Source organism: Leifsonia sp. Y878 (assembly GCF_057669685.1).
Genome location: NZ_JBYHFS010000001.1, coordinates 531,824 through 548,094, shown reverse-complemented (window position 1 = coordinate 548,094; position 16,271 = coordinate 531,824). Strand labels below are relative to the sequence as shown.

17 protein-coding genes are annotated in these 16,271 nt (G+C 64.0%); 4 read left to right on the top strand and 13 right to left on the bottom strand.

Features of this window, described 5'->3' with window-relative positions:
- Positions 1–67 precede the first annotated feature (67 nt).
- The 5 genes from AC25Y4_RS02565 to AC25Y4_RS02545 all read right to left on the bottom strand — a co-directional run bounded on the left by AC25Y4_RS02565 (position 68) and on the right by AC25Y4_RS02545 (position 5,362).
- Complete coding sequence (locus AC25Y4_RS02565) at positions 68–973, bottom strand: tyrosine recombinase XerC (protein WP_488118802.1); 906 nt, start codon at positions 971–973, stop codon at positions 68–70.
- A 7-nt stretch (positions 974–980) separates the two neighbouring features.
- Complete coding sequence (locus AC25Y4_RS02560) at positions 981–1,919, bottom strand: phosphodiesterase (RefSeq protein WP_488118801.1); 939 nt, start codon at positions 1,917–1,919, stop codon at positions 981–983.
- A 154-nt stretch (positions 1,920–2,073) separates the two neighbouring features.
- Entirely contained in the window at positions 2,074–3,474 is a 1,401-nt protein-coding gene (dprA, locus tag AC25Y4_RS02555; RefSeq protein WP_488118800.1) for a DNA-processing protein DprA, read from the bottom strand.
- Entirely contained in the window at positions 3,471–5,006 is a 1,536-nt protein-coding gene (locus tag AC25Y4_RS02550; RefSeq protein ID WP_488118799.1) for a YifB family Mg chelatase-like AAA ATPase, read from the bottom strand. The genes dprA and AC25Y4_RS02550 overlap by 4 nt, the downstream gene beginning before the upstream one ends.
- Positions 5,006–5,362, bottom strand: a complete 357-nt coding sequence (locus AC25Y4_RS02545; RefSeq protein ID WP_488118798.1) for a YraN family protein — start codon at positions 5,360–5,362, stop codon at positions 5,006–5,008. Before AC25Y4_RS02545 ends, AC25Y4_RS02550 begins: the two co-directional genes overlap by 1 nt.
- Positions 5,363–5,598: 236 nt before the next feature.
- Between AC25Y4_RS02545 and AC25Y4_RS02540 the strand changes: the two genes are divergently transcribed.
- On the top strand, positions 5,599–6,630 hold the full coding sequence (locus AC25Y4_RS02540) for a DUF2776 family protein (protein ID WP_488118797.1): 1,032 nt from the start codon (positions 5,599–5,601) through the stop codon (positions 6,628–6,630).
- 6 nt (positions 6,631–6,636) lie between these two features.
- Here AC25Y4_RS02540 and AC25Y4_RS02535 read toward each other — a convergent pair whose 3' ends face one another.
- The 8 genes from AC25Y4_RS02535 to nirD all read right to left on the bottom strand — a co-directional run bounded on the left by AC25Y4_RS02535 (position 6,637) and on the right by nirD (position 11,438).
- Positions 6,637–6,960, bottom strand: coding sequence for a DUF2469 family protein (locus AC25Y4_RS02535; protein ID WP_488118796.1), 324 nt, complete (start codon positions 6,958–6,960; stop codon positions 6,637–6,639).
- Positions 6,961–6,972: 12 nt separating this feature from the next.
- Entirely contained in the window at positions 6,973–7,611 is a 639-nt protein-coding gene (rnhB, locus tag AC25Y4_RS02530) for a ribonuclease HII (RefSeq protein ID WP_488118795.1), read from the bottom strand.
- Positions 7,612–7,616: 5 nt separating this feature from the next.
- Entirely contained in the window at positions 7,617–8,363 is a 747-nt protein-coding gene (gene lepB, locus AC25Y4_RS02525; RefSeq protein ID WP_488118794.1) for a signal peptidase I, read from the bottom strand.
- A gap of 94 nt (positions 8,364–8,457) precedes the next feature.
- Complete coding sequence (gene rplS / locus AC25Y4_RS02520; RefSeq protein WP_488118793.1) at positions 8,458–8,799, bottom strand: 50S ribosomal protein L19; 342 nt, start codon at positions 8,797–8,799, stop codon at positions 8,458–8,460.
- 149 nt (positions 8,800–8,948) lie between these two features.
- The gene (locus tag AC25Y4_RS02515) at positions 8,949–9,467 is read right to left on the bottom strand and encodes a hypothetical protein (protein ID WP_488118792.1); all 519 of its coding nucleotides are present in this window, start codon (positions 9,465–9,467) and stop codon (positions 8,949–8,951) included.
- Positions 9,468–9,584: 117 nt separating this feature from the next.
- Positions 9,585–10,310 (bottom strand): tRNA (guanosine(37)-N1)-methyltransferase TrmD, encoded by a 726-nt coding sequence (trmD, locus tag AC25Y4_RS02510; protein ID WP_488118791.1) that lies wholly within the window; start codon positions 10,308–10,310, stop codon positions 9,585–9,587.
- Between the two features lie 10 nt (positions 10,311–10,320).
- Complete coding sequence (locus tag AC25Y4_RS02505; RefSeq protein WP_488118790.1) at positions 10,321–11,073, bottom strand: sirohydrochlorin chelatase; 753 nt, start codon at positions 11,071–11,073, stop codon at positions 10,321–10,323.
- The gene (gene nirD / locus AC25Y4_RS02500) at positions 11,070–11,438 is read right to left on the bottom strand and encodes a nitrite reductase small subunit NirD (protein ID WP_488118789.1); all 369 of its coding nucleotides are present in this window, start codon (positions 11,436–11,438) and stop codon (positions 11,070–11,072) included. Before nirD ends, AC25Y4_RS02505 begins: the two co-directional genes overlap by 4 nt.
- 226 nt (positions 11,439–11,664) lie before the next feature.
- Between nirD and nirB the strand changes: the two genes are divergently transcribed.
- Genes nirB through AC25Y4_RS02485 form a run of 3 tightly spaced genes read left to right on the top strand, consistent with a single transcriptional unit; the run spans position 11,665 to position 16,267 of the window.
- The gene (gene nirB / locus AC25Y4_RS02495; RefSeq protein ID WP_488118788.1) at positions 11,665–14,262 is read left to right on the top strand and encodes a nitrite reductase large subunit NirB; all 2,598 of its coding nucleotides are present in this window, start codon (positions 11,665–11,667) and stop codon (positions 14,260–14,262) included.
- A gap of 30 nt (positions 14,263–14,292) precedes the next feature.
- The gene (gene cobA / locus AC25Y4_RS02490; protein ID WP_488118787.1) at positions 14,293–15,120 is read left to right on the top strand and encodes a uroporphyrinogen-III C-methyltransferase; all 828 of its coding nucleotides are present in this window, start codon (positions 14,293–14,295) and stop codon (positions 15,118–15,120) included.
- Positions 15,107–16,267 carry a uroporphyrinogen-III synthase gene (locus AC25Y4_RS02485; protein WP_488118786.1) on the top strand — a complete coding sequence of 387 codons (1,161 nt, stop codon included), beginning with the start codon at positions 15,107–15,109 and terminating at the stop codon, positions 16,265–16,267. The genes cobA and AC25Y4_RS02485 overlap by 14 nt, the downstream gene beginning before the upstream one ends.
- Positions 16,268–16,271: the final 4 nt, after the last annotated feature.

Genomic DNA, 16,271 nt, shown 5'->3' with positions numbered 1-16,271 from the left:
CTCCGACGAGAGCACTGCGAATGAGACTGACACCGGGCAGGCACACGACACCTCACTCCATGCGACGTCAGGCGCGCGGATGCGAGAGCTGGTAGCTCTCCTTGAGCCGTTCTGCGGAGACGTGGGTGTAGATCTGTGTGGTGCCAAGACTCGCGTGACCGAGCATTTCCTGCACGGCACGCAGGTCGGCGCCTCCATCGAGGAGGTGGGTCGCCGCGGTGTGCCGTAGCGCGTGTGGACCGGCCGGCCCGTTCCCTGGAATCTCGCCCAGGATGCCGGCGACCAGCCGATAGACGGACCGCACCCCCAGTCGCTGGTGGTTGCCTCCCACGAATAGCGCGCGGGAATCCGCCGTCGGTTCGAGTTGTGGTCTGGCGATCCGTACGTAGTCCACAATCGCTGACTGGGCTGGTACGCCGAAGGGGACGACGCGTTCCTTCGATCCCTTACCGAGGACCTTGACCGTCAAGCGATCGAGATCGACGTCGGCGATATCCAATCCGACCAACTCCGACACTCGAAGCGCGGAGGCGTAGAGCAACTCGACGACTGCCAGGTCGCGCAGTGCGACCGGGTCGGCCGTGGCGGCGCGGGCGCTCAAGGAGTGCAGGAGCTCATCCATCTGCGCCCGGCTGATGACCCTCGGCAAACTGCGCCCTGGCTTCGGCGAGCGCAGTCGTGCGCCCGGGTCTGTCGGCGAGACACCCGTCCGTTCCAACCAGGCCGTGAATCCGCGAACCGACGACGAGCGCCGCGCGAGCGTGGCTCTCGCCAACCCCGCCTGTGTACCGACCCAGAGCCAGTCGCGCAGCACATCGAGAGTGAGCAGGCTAGTGCTGTCGATGGAACGTTCGGCGAGGAATGCGCTGAGCTGGCCCAGATCGGTGCGATACGCCCTGATGGTGTTCTCCGAGAATCCACGCTCAAGAGCGAGGGCGTCGACAAACGCGTCGACCGCTGCATCAACGTTCATCGGCCACTCACGGCTGTCGGGAGAATGCGTCGAGGCGGGCCGCCGGGCTCAGCGCTTCCATGCGGGCCAGATACGCGTCGTCGAAGTGACTGGCGGTGTCGAATCGACCAAGGGGAACGACCGAGTGCACGATCTGATCGTCGTAGACGTGCACCAGGTTGATCGATTGTCCGCCGATCAGTCCGGTGAGTTCCCTGACCGGTGCGGTGGCGTCCATGGTGTAGCAGGTGGCGGCGGCTACCGAGACGGGGATGCCGGCGAACATACCGGTCGAGGCATGGTGCAGGTGGCCGCCCAGGATCGCTCGAATGTCGCTGCCTCGCACGACGTCGGCGAGCGCGCCCTGCTCCTGCAGCTCCAGGATGCCCATGAGCGGGAGCGCTGTCGGTATCGGCGGGTGGTGCAGCGCGAGCAACGTCCCGAGTGGGGCAGGCGTTGCCAGCACGCCGCTCAACCAGTCGAGTTGTTCCTGGGACAGCGCCCCATGGTGGTAGCCGGGCACGCTCGTGTCGATCGAGACAATACGCAGCCCAGCGCAGTCGATGACCCTGTCGACAGGAGCATCCATCTCGGCATCCGCCTGGTCGCTCCGAGCATTGCCAGCGGATGGCGCTTCATCGAGCAGCTCTGCCCGTAATGCCGCCCTGACGTCGTGGTTGCCCATCACCCACACGAGCTGTGATCCCATGCGGTGCGCTGCCGCCTCCACGATGCCCCTCACCCTGCGGTAAGCGGCAGGCTCACCCCTGTCGGCGATGTCACCGGTGATGACGAGGGCGTCGGGTCGGAGGCCAGAGCGCTCCAGCTGCTCCATCGCCCGATGCACGGTGCCATCGGTTTCTACGCGCCCGTGCAGCAGGGCATCGTCTGCCAGGAAATGTGTGTCACTGAGATGGGCGATGATCCGCACGGCTGGTGCGTGAGTCCCCAGTTGAATCCCTGCCATGAAGCGCCTTTCGTCGACAAGCATCCACACTATGACCTGCCACCGTCATTCCGTCCCCCGGAACGGCTGCAGCCTCATCGACGTGTCGACACGCGAGCGTCTCACCTTTGCAAATACCCGCGCACTGCGCGCACAGTCAACAGGCTCGCGGTCGTCACCGAGCCGACCTCGCCCCACCGACAGGGGCAAGCACCCACCCCGTGTCTCGCTCCCTGACGACGCCGTCGAGTTCGAGTGAGCCGAGCGTGCTTGTGACTGTGTGCACAGAGAGCCCCGACCGGCGCGCGACGTCAGCGGGGGCCCGTGCAGACCTGGCGGACAGGGCGTCGATCAGCCGAGTCTCATCGCTGGTGCGTTCCGCGTCGCGAGGAGCGGCAGACTCCCCCGCGACCTCGCCTCTGGCCAGCCCCGCCATCTCTTCAGCAGATGTGACGCAGACGGCATCGTATTCCCTGATGAGTCGGTGACAACCAGCTGACGATGGACTCGTCACCGGCCCAGGCACGGCACCGAGTGGTCGGCCGAGCGTTGCGGCGTGGCCGGCGGTGTTGAGCGAACCAGAACGCCATCCCGCTTCAACAACCACGGTCGCCTCTCCCGATGCTGCTATCAATCTGTTGCGTTGCAAAAAGCGCCATTTGGTGGGGGCCTGACCGCACGGCAGTTCTGACATGACGGCGCCGACCTCACTGATCCGGGTGAGCAGGGCGTCGTGGCCACTGGGGTAGAACCTGTCGACTCCCCCGGCCAGAAAGGCGACGGTCACACCACCGCTCGCCAGCGCGGCCCTGTGCGCCATGCCGTCGATCCCGTACGCGGCTCCTGACACTATTGCGAAGCCTCGGTCGACGAGTCCTGCCGCAGCCTCCATCGCCACGTGCTCTCCGTATCCGGTTGCAGCTCGCGCCCCGACGAGCGCAACAGAGTGGTCGAGCATCCGAAGCGAGTCCTGGCTCCCCCGCCACCACAGCGCGGTAGGACCGTGCACGCCCAGGTCATCGAGCTGGCGCGGCCACAGCTCATCGCCCGGTATCAAGAGACGAGCAGACACTCGCGCCGCCTGTTCAATGGCCCTGATGATGTCTGGCGACCTCAGCCGCGGTCGCCACCGCTCAAGGCCGCCCACAATGTTGTCGACGGTGTGCGAATCGTCGTCCTCGCTGGCCAGTCCGTGCGACGCAAGCGCATCTCGCACCCGAGCAGGGCCGCCGTGACCGATCACCAATTCGAGGGCAGCCCCTGCGCCGATCGCCCCGATCAACACCCCTGCAACGCCATCACCCGGTTCTGCGATGCACGTCCAGGCCGCACGGGCAAACGTCTCCGCAATATCACTCTCCACGGCAGTTCCCTCTGTGCCAGCTGGCTCTGTGCCAGCTGGCTCTGTGTCACCGGGCACTGTGTCACCGGGCACTGTGTCACCGGGCACTGTGTCATCGAGCTCAGCTGAGTCATCTCTCTCCCTGGTATCGCTGTGTCTCGCGTCGACCAGGCTCCCACGGATGCTGGTCACCAGCCGCACGACATCGCGCTCCGGCAGGTCGAATATGGTCATGATGCAATTCCTCTCCGCAAGTACAGCGCTTGTCCGACATCATCGGCAGAAGGGACGGATGCCCCTGACAAATCAACGATTGACCAGGCAACGCGCAAGACCTTGTCGTAACCACGCATGGTCAGGCCCCCGCGTTCCAGAGCGCGGTCGAGGCTGACCGTGGCCGCTCGCGGCAGCCTCGCCGTGCGGCTTCGCAACCAGCTGCCTGGCACCTGGGAGTTGAGCGACCAGGGTGTCGCGGCCAGGCGCTCGCGCGCAGCGGCGCGGGCGCTGACAACCCGCGCTCTGGCTTCAGCGCTGGTCAGGCGTGGTTCATCCTGGGAGAGCTGCAGCTGTGCTGCCGTGATCCGCCGCACGGAGAGCTGGATATCGATCCGGTCGAGCAATGGACCTGATAGGCGTCCCAAGTAGCGGCGCCGCGAATTCGGTGGACAGGTGCACTCCTGATCGCGTGCCCCGTATTGACCACACGGGCAGGGATTCGCTGCCATCACCAATTGGAAGCGCCCGGGGAAGTGCGCCACTCCATTGGCGCGATGAACGCTGATCTGCCCCGACTCAAGCGGTTGCCGCAGCGCGTCGAGCACCGCTGCAGCGAACTCCGGAGCTTCATCGAGAAAAAGGACGCCGTGCGCCGCCCTGGCTGCGGCACCCGGCCGGATGATGCCGCTTCCGCCGCCCACCATCGCTGCGGCCGTCGCCGTGTGGTGCGGCGCTTCCAGCGGCGGTCGGGTCACGAGCGACGATCCGATGCCGTACCCGGCCACCGATCGCACAGAGCTGACCGCCAGGGATTCCTCAGGCCCGAGATCAGGCAGGAGCCCAGGCAACCTGCCCGCGAGCATGGTCTTTCCCGCGCCGGGCGGGCCGAGCATGAACAGGTGGTGGCTGCCAGCCGCCGCAATCTGCAGTGCTGTGACTGCTTCGTCGTTGCCGATGACGTCGGACAGGTCGAGGTCGTCAACCGCATCGGCACCGAGGGTGGGTACCTCGATCGGCGACACCACAATCGCCTCCAGTTCTGCACCATGCCAGATGGCTGCGTCACGAAGCGATGCGATACCCACGACCCTGATGCCCGGCACCAGGGCGGCTTCGGCCGCGTTCCCGGTCGGAACCATCACCGTCTTATGGCCGAGCTGGGCAGCGGCGACCACCGCCGGCAGAATGCCAGGAACCGGTCGCAGCCTGCCGTCGAGTGCCAACTCGCCGAGGTGCACCACCGCAGCGACCGAGGTCGCAGAGATGACCTGGTCTGCTGCGAGGCAGGCCACAGCAATGGCGAGGTCGAAGGCCGACCCACGCTTGGGCAGTGATGCCGGGGAGAGGTTGATGGTCAGCCGGTTGCGGGTCAGCGGGCATCCGGAGTTCTTGGCCGCGAGTCGCACACGCTGGGTGGCCTCGGAGAGCGCCGCATCTGGCAAGCCGATGAGGTACATGCCGGGAAGCTGGCCAGAGATATCGGCCTCAACTTCGACCAGCGAACCTGTGACGCCGAGCAGGGCAACCGAGAATGTGCGGGCCAGTCCCATCAGAAGACCCCGGTCAGGTGCTCGATGACGGGGTCGACGCCACCGGGCGCCACCACTCCGATCACGTCGATGCGGATCCGGCCGGGATGCAGCTCACTCTGTTCACACCACGCAACGGCCAGCCGCCTCAGCCTGGCCAGTTTGGCCACGGTGATGGCTTCGAACGGATGCCCGAAGCTCAGTCCTGAGCGCGTCTTCACCTCCACAAACACCACTTCGTCTCCGCGTCCAACGATGAGATCGACCTCGCCTTCGCGGCACCGCCAATTGCGTTCGATCACCGCGTAACCGCCGCGGATCAGGTAGTCAGCCGCCCATTCCTCGCCCCGCTTGCCGAGTTCGTCTTTGCGTGCCACGAGCACCTCCGACTCCCACTGTGGGTCAGGGTGTGCCGTTGGCACCGAGCCGCCGGGGATGTGCGGGATCCACGTCGGTTCGCCGCCCTGTTAGGGAGCTACTGTCGCCCGCAGCATGATCCGCCCGGCGATTGTTCTCTGCGCACTACGGGGGCAAACTGGGGGCAAAACCCTGGATCGGCCACGCAGTTGATGACCACGCGATCCGCGATCGGGGAGGCATCATGAACCATACAGTGAGTATCATTTTCCGGGCGATTCCGCTCCTCATGGGGGCTGTCTGTCTCGCCTTCGGCCTCTACATCCTGGCCGGGCCAGCCAACGCCAATCACTTCGTCGCTGGCCACGTCAATGTGGGGCTGACCGCGATCTGTTATGCACTGTTCACCACTGCGGCCACCATCATCCGGCAGCTCATCAACAAGTACGGGCGCGTCTGGCAGATCATTCTGCCGCTCTCCGGTTATGTGGTTGCCGCCGCCGCCATCATTTGGGGCATCGTCCTGGCCAACATGGACAACACCCCTGAGAACCTCACGGCGGGCTTCATCGTGATTGGCGTCGGCTTTATCGCCGCGTGCGTCAGCACCGTCGCGACGGCATCCACCAAGTTCACCTTGATCGAGGCCTCCCAGAAACTAGAGCCCCAGGGCGGCCCGCCCGCCAGCGCGTACTCTCGCGCCACTGGAGCTGTGCTGATAGCTATTCCTCTCGTGGTCGCCATCGTCGGCTTTTGCCTCGCGATCGGCCTGTTGGTGCGCGGAGACACGCCGGGATTCGTTGCAGGACACGTCATGATCGGCCTGTCGGCGATCTGCGCCTCGCTGATCGCGCTCGTCGCGAGCATCGTGCGCCAGGTGCGCAACGAATACGGCAACAGCGAGCGTTTCGCCTGGGTCTGGCTCGTCGTCGCGATGGGCACCATCAACCTGCTGCTTGGGCTGTTCGTGCTGCTCAGCTCTGACGAGCCATACCGGATAGCCCCTGGGTTCGTCCTCATGGGCCTCGGACTCGTGTGCTTCAGCATCCTGTCGAAGGTCCTGTTGCTCGCGCTCGTCTGGCGCCGCACATTCGCGCTGGCCAATCGCATCCCGCTGCTGCCCATCGGAACGGCGCTGACCTGCCTGTTCCTCGCCGCTTTCCTCTACGAAGCTGCCGGAACAGATCCCTCATTCTTCGTCGGCGCGCACGTGCTTACCGGCCTCGGAGCGGTGTGCTTCACGCTCTTCTCGATCGTGTCGATCCTCGAAGCGGGAACCTCGAAATAGAAAGCGCTACTCGTCGAGCGCGAGTTCCTTGGGCAGCTCGAATTCCTTGGAGGCCAATTCCTCGACGTTGACGTCTTTGAACGTCAACACCCGAACCGACTTCACGAAGCGATCTGAGCGGTAGACGTCCCAGACCCAGACATCCTTCATCGTCAATTCGAAGTAGAAGTCGTGCTCGGTGTCGCGCCGTACGAGTTCTACCTCGTTGGCCAGATAGAAGCGTCTCTCGGTTTCGATCACATACTGGAACTGCCCGACAACATCGCGGTATTCGCGGTACAGGGCAAGCTCAACCTCGCGGTCGTAGTCCTCGAATTCGTCTTCTTCCATGGTGAGCCAATCTTACGCTGTCAACTTGAGCCAGGTCTTGCGATGGTGGACACTCGGCCCGAGTTCAGCGATGGCGCTCATGTGTCCAGCGCTGCCATATCCCTTGTTCGAAGACCAGCCATAGCCTGGCTCGTGGCCATCCGCTTCGATCATCAGGCGATCACGGTGCACCTTTGCAATAACGGATGCTGCCGCGACCGACCCGCAATCGCGGTCGGCCTTGACCCTGGTCACCACGTTCAGCGGGGTGTCGAGCGCGCGGTTCAGCCAGTCGTCGCTGCCATCGAGGAGGACGACGCTGGAGGTGATGTCGACGCCGGCCGCGAAGAGTGCCCCGAGAGCACGTTTTCCGGCCAACCCGAGGGAAGCCATGATGCCGAGCGCGTCTACTTCGGCGGCAGAGGCGAGGCCAACTGCTGAGTGCGGTGCCCACGCGGCCGCGATGGGGGCGAGCGCCTCCCTGCGCACCTCGCTCAGCATCTTCGAGTCCCTGATACCGGCGGGCAACGCCTGAGTGGATGCGGTGAAGACGGCGACGCCGACGGCCACGGGGCCGGCCAGCGCCCCACGGCCTACCTCGTCACAGCCGATGACGCAGGTTGCACCGGCAGCAAGCATCGCCCGTTCGACATCGAGTGTCGGATCGCTCACAGCCACTACTCCGCTGCCTCCTCGACGCCGCGGAACACCTCAGGGTAGTTGTCGAGCAAAGACCATCGGCTGGCAGGCCAGGAAATGACGAACGCGCGTCCGACGACATCCTCGATCGGCACGAAGCCCGTTCCAGGAGTGTCGCCGTTGTAGCGCGAGTCCTTCGAGTTGTAGCGGTTGTCACCCATCACCCAGAGCGAGTCCTCTGGCACGATGACATCGAAGTCGTCCTTCGAGACGCTCGTTGATCCAGGGGGAAGCTTCACGTATGGCTCGTCGAGCGGGACGCCGTTCACGCTCATCTGCCCGAGGGCGTTGCAGCACTCCACGTGATCGCCCGGCAATCCGATGACGCGCTTGATGAGGTGGTCGTTGCTGTCTGGGGCAGAGAGGCCAACGACGGAGAGCAACCAGTCGATGCCCGCGACGAAGGGGTTCTGCTCAGGGGGAATCGTGGCCTGCAGCCATCCGCCCGGATCTTCGAAGACGACGACGTCTCCGCGCGTGATCGGCATGAGCGATGGCTCAAGCTGATTCACGATGATGCGATCGTTCTTCAGGAGCGTTTCTTCCATGGAACCGGACGGAATGTAGAACGACCGGATGAGGAACGTCTTGATGAGAAACGAGACAAGAAGCGCGACGACGAAAATGATCAAGAGGTCGCGTAAAAACAGAACCACACCGCGCTTTTTGCTTGGGGGTTCTGCTGCCGGGCGATCCGTTCGCGTTGGCAAGGTGTTTTCTATCATTTAACCGCCTGAGCTCCTCACCCAGCTTATGGGATGAGGAGCTCAGTCAAATCGCATTCAGGCACAGATGGCCTGAATCAGACGCAATGTCTGACTAGCGCTTTTCCTTGATCTTGGCCTTCTTGCCGCGCAGGTTGCGCAGGTAGTAGAGCTTCGCGCGACGAACGTCACCACGGGTGACAACTTCGATCTGCTCGATGACCGGGGAGTGTACCGGGAAGGTACGCTCGACGCCGACCTGGAAGCTGACCTTGCGAACGCAGAACGTTTCGCGCACGCCTTCGCCGGAGCGGCCGATAACGACGCCCTGGAAGACCTGGACACGAGAGCGGGAGCCCTCAACGATGTTGACGTGAACCTTGACGGTGTCGCCGGCGCGGAAGTCGGGAAGATCCTTCTTCAGCGATGGGGCGTCCACGTGATCGAGAATATGCATGGTTATTCGCTCTCTGTAACCGCCACAGGTCGACTACGGATGTAAGTGTGATTGAAAGGCCGCGTTTTGCTGGCTCCCCTGTGGCAGAGGCATGCAGCGGCACAAACGCCTATTCTGCCACTAAACGGGTGTGCGCCGCAAAACGGTGCTTACTTTTCGTTGGGCTTTTCCTGCACGACGATGACGGTCGGGTCGGGGGTGCGGGTGAATCCGGGACCCTGCGTCGGATCGCGAAGGTCTTCGAACGATGGTGTGACGGGGCGCGCAGCTGCGTCGAACTGGTCGAGCGCATCCCGCATCCGACGGCGTGCGGTGTCGAACAATTCCCAGATCGCGAACCAGAAGGCGCCGATTCCGACGGCGATCACGAGAGCGGTGAGCCACGGAGACGCTGCGGCATAGAACCCCAGACCGATGATCAGGACGTGCCAGAGAGTCAGGACTCCGACATCCGGCCACGACACCGCCCTGGTGTCGCGCACGTCCTTCCTGGCGTAGATCAGCAGTGCAACCACGAGCAACGCGATTCCGAGCACCACGGCACCGAGGAAGACGCCCAACACCTGCCAGCCGCCTGCACCGAAGATGGGCCAGCCGACGACAAGCCAGAGGGGCAGGGCAACGGCAGCGATGAACTGCCAGTAGAAGAAGAGTTTTCGGAGGGCCACGGAATCAGAATATCCGTGGCACCAGCGAATGGGCCGGGAGTTCGCTGGGGGCAGAAGCGCGCCCTGTGTCGAGCGGCACGCTTCGCCCATCACATTGTGGGGCTCACGCTGTGGGGCTCACGCGTCGGTGGTGCGCTCCAGAAGGTCAGGACGCACGCGTCTGGTGCGCTCCACCTGCTGTTCGTGTCGCCACGTAGCGATAGCGCCGTGGTTTCCGCTCAACAGGACAGGGGGAACCGTCAGGTCTCGCCACGCGGCCGGCTTGGTGTAGCTCGGGTACTCGAGCAGCCCATCCTCGTGGGATTCCTCGACCAGGCTCTGCGGGTTGCCAACGACACCGGGGATCAGCCGTCCGACGGCCTCGATCATGGCCATGACGGCCACCTCTCCCCCGTTCAGGACGTAGTCGCCGAGGCTGAGCAGGCGCACACGACCACGGGAGGCATAGTGGTCGAACACCCGCTGGTCGATGCCTTCGTAGCGGCCGCAACCGAAGACGAGGTGCTGCTCGTCGGCCAGCTCGCGGGCGATCGCCTGGGTGAACTGCTCCCCAGCAGGCGAGGGGAAGATCAGCACAGGGCCGGCGTCGTCGGCACCATCGTCTGCGCCGGCATCCGTCTCGAGAATCGCGTCGAGGGCCTCGCCCCATGGCTCTGGTTTCATGACCATGCCAGCGCCCCCACCGTATGGCGTGTCGTCGACCGTGCGGTGCCTGTCGTGCGTGTAGTCGCGCAGATTGTGCACGCCCAACTCGATGATTCCCGACTGGCGGGCCTTGCCGAGGAGCGAGATGTCCAGCACATCGAAGAACTCGGGGAAAATCGTGACGATATCAATGCGCATACAGAGAATTCTACGAGAGCAGAAACGCCTCGGCTCGCGACAGCACGTCGCGCGCGGCCAGATAGCGGTCGAGAACGAGTTCGACGAGCAGTTCAGGCGGATGCTCCGTCGAAAGCAGTATGGGGTCGGTCACCAGATCTGCTCCCACGTCCTGGCAGAGGGACGAGAAGTAGCCGGGCGCAAGGAGATAGGTGCTTACGACCACCCGCTGTGTCGGATTCGCGGCTCGCGCTGCGTGCACCGCGTCGACGAGGCGAGGGGAGGCTGCTGAGATGAATCCGACTGTCACTGACGCCGAAAGGCGAGCCGACAGCATCCGCCCGACCGTGACGCAGTCGTCAACTGCACGGGAATCGCTGGATCCTGCTGCGGCCAGGACGACAGAATCGCCCTGCCGGTAACCAGCCCGTCGAAGGCGCATCTCGAGTATGTCGATTAACCTGGCGTCGGGACCAAGGGCTGCCGAGATCGTACTCTCGCGCTCGTGCCGTCCTGATTCAACGGCCAGGTCGACGTGCACGTGGTACCCAGCCGAGAGCAGGAGCGGAACGATCACGGCTGGCGTCCCTGGGTCGAGCGCGCCGAGTGTTGCGGCGACGTCTGGCTGTTGCACGTCGACGAATCCACCGGCGATATCGAGGTCAGGGCGACGCAGCGCCACGGCGTTGACCAGGGCGGCGACGGCAGCCTGACCGAGAGGCGACGAGGTCCCATGGGAGATGGCCACGAGCGCGGGAGCTGTGGTCGTGAGGTTCAGGGTCATGCGTCGACTGCGACCTCAATAAATCCGCCAACCACACGCGTGCTGTATGTGCGCAGGAACAGGGATGGATCGGTGAAGCACTCCCCCGTTCCCAGGTCGTACACCTCTTTGTGGAGCGGCGATGCCACTGTGGGCCGGTCTCCCCGTGACCCGACGATGCCCCTGGCCATGACGTAGGAATCCGTGTGCGGATCGCGGTGCGCAACGGCGTAGATCTCTCGCGGAGAAATGAGGAACAACGCGATTTGTTTCATGCGCACCAGGGCGGCCTCACCCCACGACGGCTCCAAATCTGTCACAGCACAGGCGCGTTCCCACACGATCCCTGCCGGTGCGGTTGCTGCTGCATTCGCTGTCATAGTCATGTCGCACTCCCTGGTGTGGCGGGTGATTGGTGGGTACTTGCCACCGTACGAGGGCCACGTTTCGCCCAATGGCTGCTGGTGTTTCGTCTGCGTGAATCCGACCTCACAACGGCTCTGTGCGACTGTGCGTGTTTCGTAATCGAGGGATACGCCGGGGAAACACCGGGGTAATTGCCTCCTCGTACGCTCGGATGCATCACCGCATGCCTAACGAACAGGACCCCTGATGCCGTCACTCTCTTCCTCTCGTGAACCGAAGAGGCACGTCGTCGTCATCGGAGGCGGGCCTGCCGCACATCGGCTGACGGATGCGATCAACTCCAGAGCAGACGGGATGCTCACGGTCACCGTCATCACGGAGGAGACGCACAAACCATATGACAGGGTTGCCCTCAGCCAACGACTCATCAGCGACGTCGATCTGACTCTGCAGCCTGCGTCGATCTGGGACGACGAACGCATCACGTTGCTCACCGGAACACGTGCGAGCGCGGTCGATCCGGTCCGGCGCTCTGTCACGCTCGCCGGAGGCGACGAGATCCACTACGACGAGTTGGTCTTCGCAACAGGCTCTAGCGCCCCTGTGCCTGAGATTCCGGGTGCCGGCCTGGCCAGGGTCTATCGCACCATCGACGACGTCCAGAATCTGGCTGCAGAGATCGCCGCTCTGACGGGCACGCTCGGACGACCTCCGCGCGTCGTGGTGGCCGGCGGGGGTCTTCTCGGCCTGGAAGCGGCCGGCGGAGTCGCCGTACTCGGAGCCGAGCCTGCCGTCGTGCATTCCGGCTCGTGGCTGATGAGCGCCCAACTGGATGAGGGCAGCGGCCAGGCGCTCGGCCGACTGATTGCCGCCCAGGGGATCACATTGCATACGGGGACACGGCCGCGGGACATCCTCACCACAGACGACGGCACGCAGGTCGTCGGTGTTCGGCTCAGCAATGGACAGAAGATTCCCGCTGATGTAGTGGTCTTCGCCATCGGCATCCGGCCGAGGGATGAACTGGCCGCTGCCGCCGGCATCACACTCGGTGCGCGCGGCGGAATCGCCATCGGCGCTGACTGCCGAAGCAGCGACCCGTCCATCTGGGCCATCGGCGAGGTCGCCAGCTTTGAGGACCAGTGCGTCGGCCTGGTCGCTCCGGCCAACGCCATGGCTGAAGTCGTGGCCGATCGCCTGCACGGCGGGCACGCCACCTTCACGACAATTGACGACGCGACAAAGCTCAAGTTGTCGGGAGTCGACGTCGCGAGCTTCGGCGATGCGCTGGCCACGACGCCGGGTGCATTGGAGATCGTCTACGCTGACCCTGCACGGGGCCTCTACCAAAAGCTCGTGGTGACGGATGACGCGAAAACACTCCTCGGCGGAATCTTTGTCGGCGACGCGAGCCCCTATTCCTCCCTTCGCCCGCTCGTCGGACGTGAGCTTGCAAACGAGCCGGCCAGCTACCTCTCAGCGGCCGGGGCTGAGGCGCCCAGCGGTGACGAACTCCCCGATGATGCTGTCCTCTGCTCCTGCAGCAACGTATCGGTCGGTGACGTGCGTGCCGCTGTTCGAGGGGACCATGCCGAAGCCTGCACCCAGCTCGGTCCGCTCAAGGCATGCACGCGCGCCGGAACCCAGTGCGGATCGTGCGTTCCGCTGGTCAAGAAGATCCTGGAGAGTGAGCTCACCAAGTCGGGCATTGCCGTCTCCCGCGCGTTGTGCGAGCACTTCAGTCTCAGCCGCCAGGAACTGTTCGAATCGGTTCGGGTGCTGGAGTTGGCCTCCGCCGAGGAGATTTTCGCCCGGTTCGGCAGTGGGCGCGGCTGTGACGTGTGCAAGCCGGCCGTCGCGTCCATCCTGGCCAGCCAGCAGGGCGCGTACATCCTCGACGCCGGCCGGGGCACCCTGCAGGACACCAACGACAGGGCCATGGCCAACATGCAAAAGGACGGCACGTATTCCGTCGTTCCTCGGATCCCAGGCGGAGAGATCACGCCGGCAAAGCTCGCCGTCATTGCCCAGGTTGCGACAGACTACGGGCTCTACACCAAGATCACCGGAGGGCAGCGCATCGACATGTTCGGCGCCAGGCTTGAGCAGCTTCCCGACATCTGGCGGATCCTCGTCGATGCGGGCTTCGAATCGGGCCAGGCGTATGGGAAGGCGCTGCGCAACGTGAAATCGTGCGTCGGCTCCACCTGGTGCCGCTTCGGTGTGCAGGATTCCGTGGGCCTGGCCATCCGCCTCGAGCTGCGTTTTCGGGGACTGCGCGCCCCACACAAGTTCAAGTTCGGCGTGTCAGGGTGCGCCAGGGAATGTGCAGAGGCCAGGGGCAAGGATGTCGGCATCATCGCATCGGAGTCTGGCTGGAACCTCTACGTCGGCGGCAACGGGGGTTTCCAGCCGACCCATGGCCAGCTGTTAGCGGCCGACCTCGACGAAGAAACGCTCATCCGCTATATCGATCGCTACATGATGTACTACATCCGCACGGCCGACCGGCTTCAGCGCACAGCCCGTTGGATCGAAGACCTGCCGGGCGGGCTTGATCATGTGCGAGAGGTCGTCGTCGAGGATTCGCTCGGCCTGGCCACCGAACTTGAAGAGGCGATGAACAAGCACGTCGACACCTATGAAGACGAATGGGCCGCAACGCTTGCGGACCCTGAACGGTTGCGTCGATTCCGGTCGTTCGTCAACGCGCCGACGGTGCCAGACCCGAGCATTGCGCACGTCGCTGAACGCGATCAAGTGCGCCCAGCCACGTCGGAGGAACGCGCGAATACCGGTACCGTTCTTCTAAGTGGGAGTCGAATTCCCATCAGGGGCGAATGAGAAATCAGGGGCGAATGAGAATGAGGGCACATGACTGACCAGAAAGAATCAGAGGTCGGCCGCGTGACACTCGTCGGTGGAGGCCCGGGCGATGTCGGGCTGCTCACCGTCGCCGCCCGTGACGCACTGGTGGCAGCAGACGTCGTACTCTACGATCGCCTCTCCCCCCACGCCAATCTCGGTGAGCTCTCGCCCACGGCGGAGCTCATCAACGTCGGCAAACAGCCGGGAAACCATCCCATCAGCCAAACGGATATTGAGGCACTCATTGTGAAGCACGCACTCACGGGTGCTCACGTTGTGCGGTTGAAGGGCGGCGACCCTTATGTGTTCGGTCGCGGCAGCGAAGAGGTCATGGCCTGTCATGCACACGGAATCGCCGTCACGGTGCTCTCCGGGGTGACGAGTGCCATTTCCGTTCCCGCTGCTGCCGGCATTCCGCTGACCCATCGCGGGCTCAGCCACGCGTTCACCGTCATCTCCGGGCATGCGCCGTTGGGCGACAACGAGCTGGAGGCTCTCTGCCTGCTTGGCGGCACCATCGTGGTACTCATGGGTGTCGGGACACTGCCGACCTTGACCCAGGGACTGATCAGGCACGGTATGACTGGGATGATGTCCGTCGCGATCATTGAGAATGGATTCAGCCAGAACCAGCGCACCACGATCGCTACCCTGGGCACCGTTTTGGCGGAGGCTGCAGCAGCGAAGGTGTCTGCACCGGCGGTCCTCGTGATCGGAGAGGTCGTGGCACTCGCGTACAGCGCTGATGCATCCGCTGAAGAGCTGATGGCGCGTGCAAGCCGATACACGGATATCGCCTCAGCCACAGGGATGGCTGCACATGGATCTGAGTGAACAGCCGACCCTCCATTTCAATCCCACCCAGTTGGAGGGATTCCGGATCGGAGTGACGAGCGACCGTCGCTCTGGGGATCTCATCGATGCTTTCGAACGGCGCGGAGCGAAGGTCACTCACGCTCCCACACTTCGCATCGCGAACTCTCAGCAGGAGGGTCCACTCGTTGAAGACACCACACGCCTGATCAGAGCGAAGCCCGATATTCTGCTCGCCACCACCGGGTATGGCGTTCGTCGCTGGTTCGAAGTAGCAGATGCTGCCGGCCTCGGGCAGGACCTCATTGATTCGCTGGCCGACACCGACGTTCTGGTGCGCGGCCCGAAGGCGAGGGGCAGCATCCGTGCTGCGGGCCTGAACGACCGCGGGATGAGCGACGAGGAAACGACATCGTCATTGATTTCCAAAGTTCTCGCTGAGTACCCCCCTGATCTCACGATCGCCATCCAGGTGCACGGCTATACCGACGAGCAGCAGTTGGATCGACTCAGGGCAGTTCATCGCGAGGTGATCACCGTCGCTCCATACCGGTGGATCGCCATCGACGACACTGACGAAAAGGTGCAGGGGCTCATCGAAGCCGTCTGCACCAGGCAGCTCGACTGTGTCACGTTCACCAGCGCCCCTTCCGTTCATGCACTCTTCGCCGCAGCGGAGGGTATGGGCCTCTACCCGCAGCTCATCTCTGCCCTTGGCACCTCTGTGGTTGCGGCTGCAGTCGGACCTGTCACTGCAGCTCCCCTGGTGCTCGCCGGGATTGTCCCGCTCCAGCCGACACGCTTCCGGATGGGTGCGCTGATCCGACTGGTATGCGAATACCTCGACGAGGATGGCGCGGTGCGCCTCGACACGGCGTTTGGACCGCTCTCACTCCGTGGGCAGGTGTTGGACGTCAGCCCGAACGATGGACCGCAGAAGCGCATTCAACTGCCGCCCTCTGCCCTTGCGATCCTCAGGACGCTCGTTTCCGCCAAGGGGTCTGTCGTGTCACGGGACGAGCTAGTTGCAGCGCTCGGCAGTGCAACGCTCGGCCAGGCACCAGATGATCACGCCATGGAAGTGTCGCTTGGGCGCCTCAGAAACATCATCGGCATCCCCGGCCTCGTGTCCACCGTCGTGAAGCGGGGATACCGAATCACCGTCTGAACGC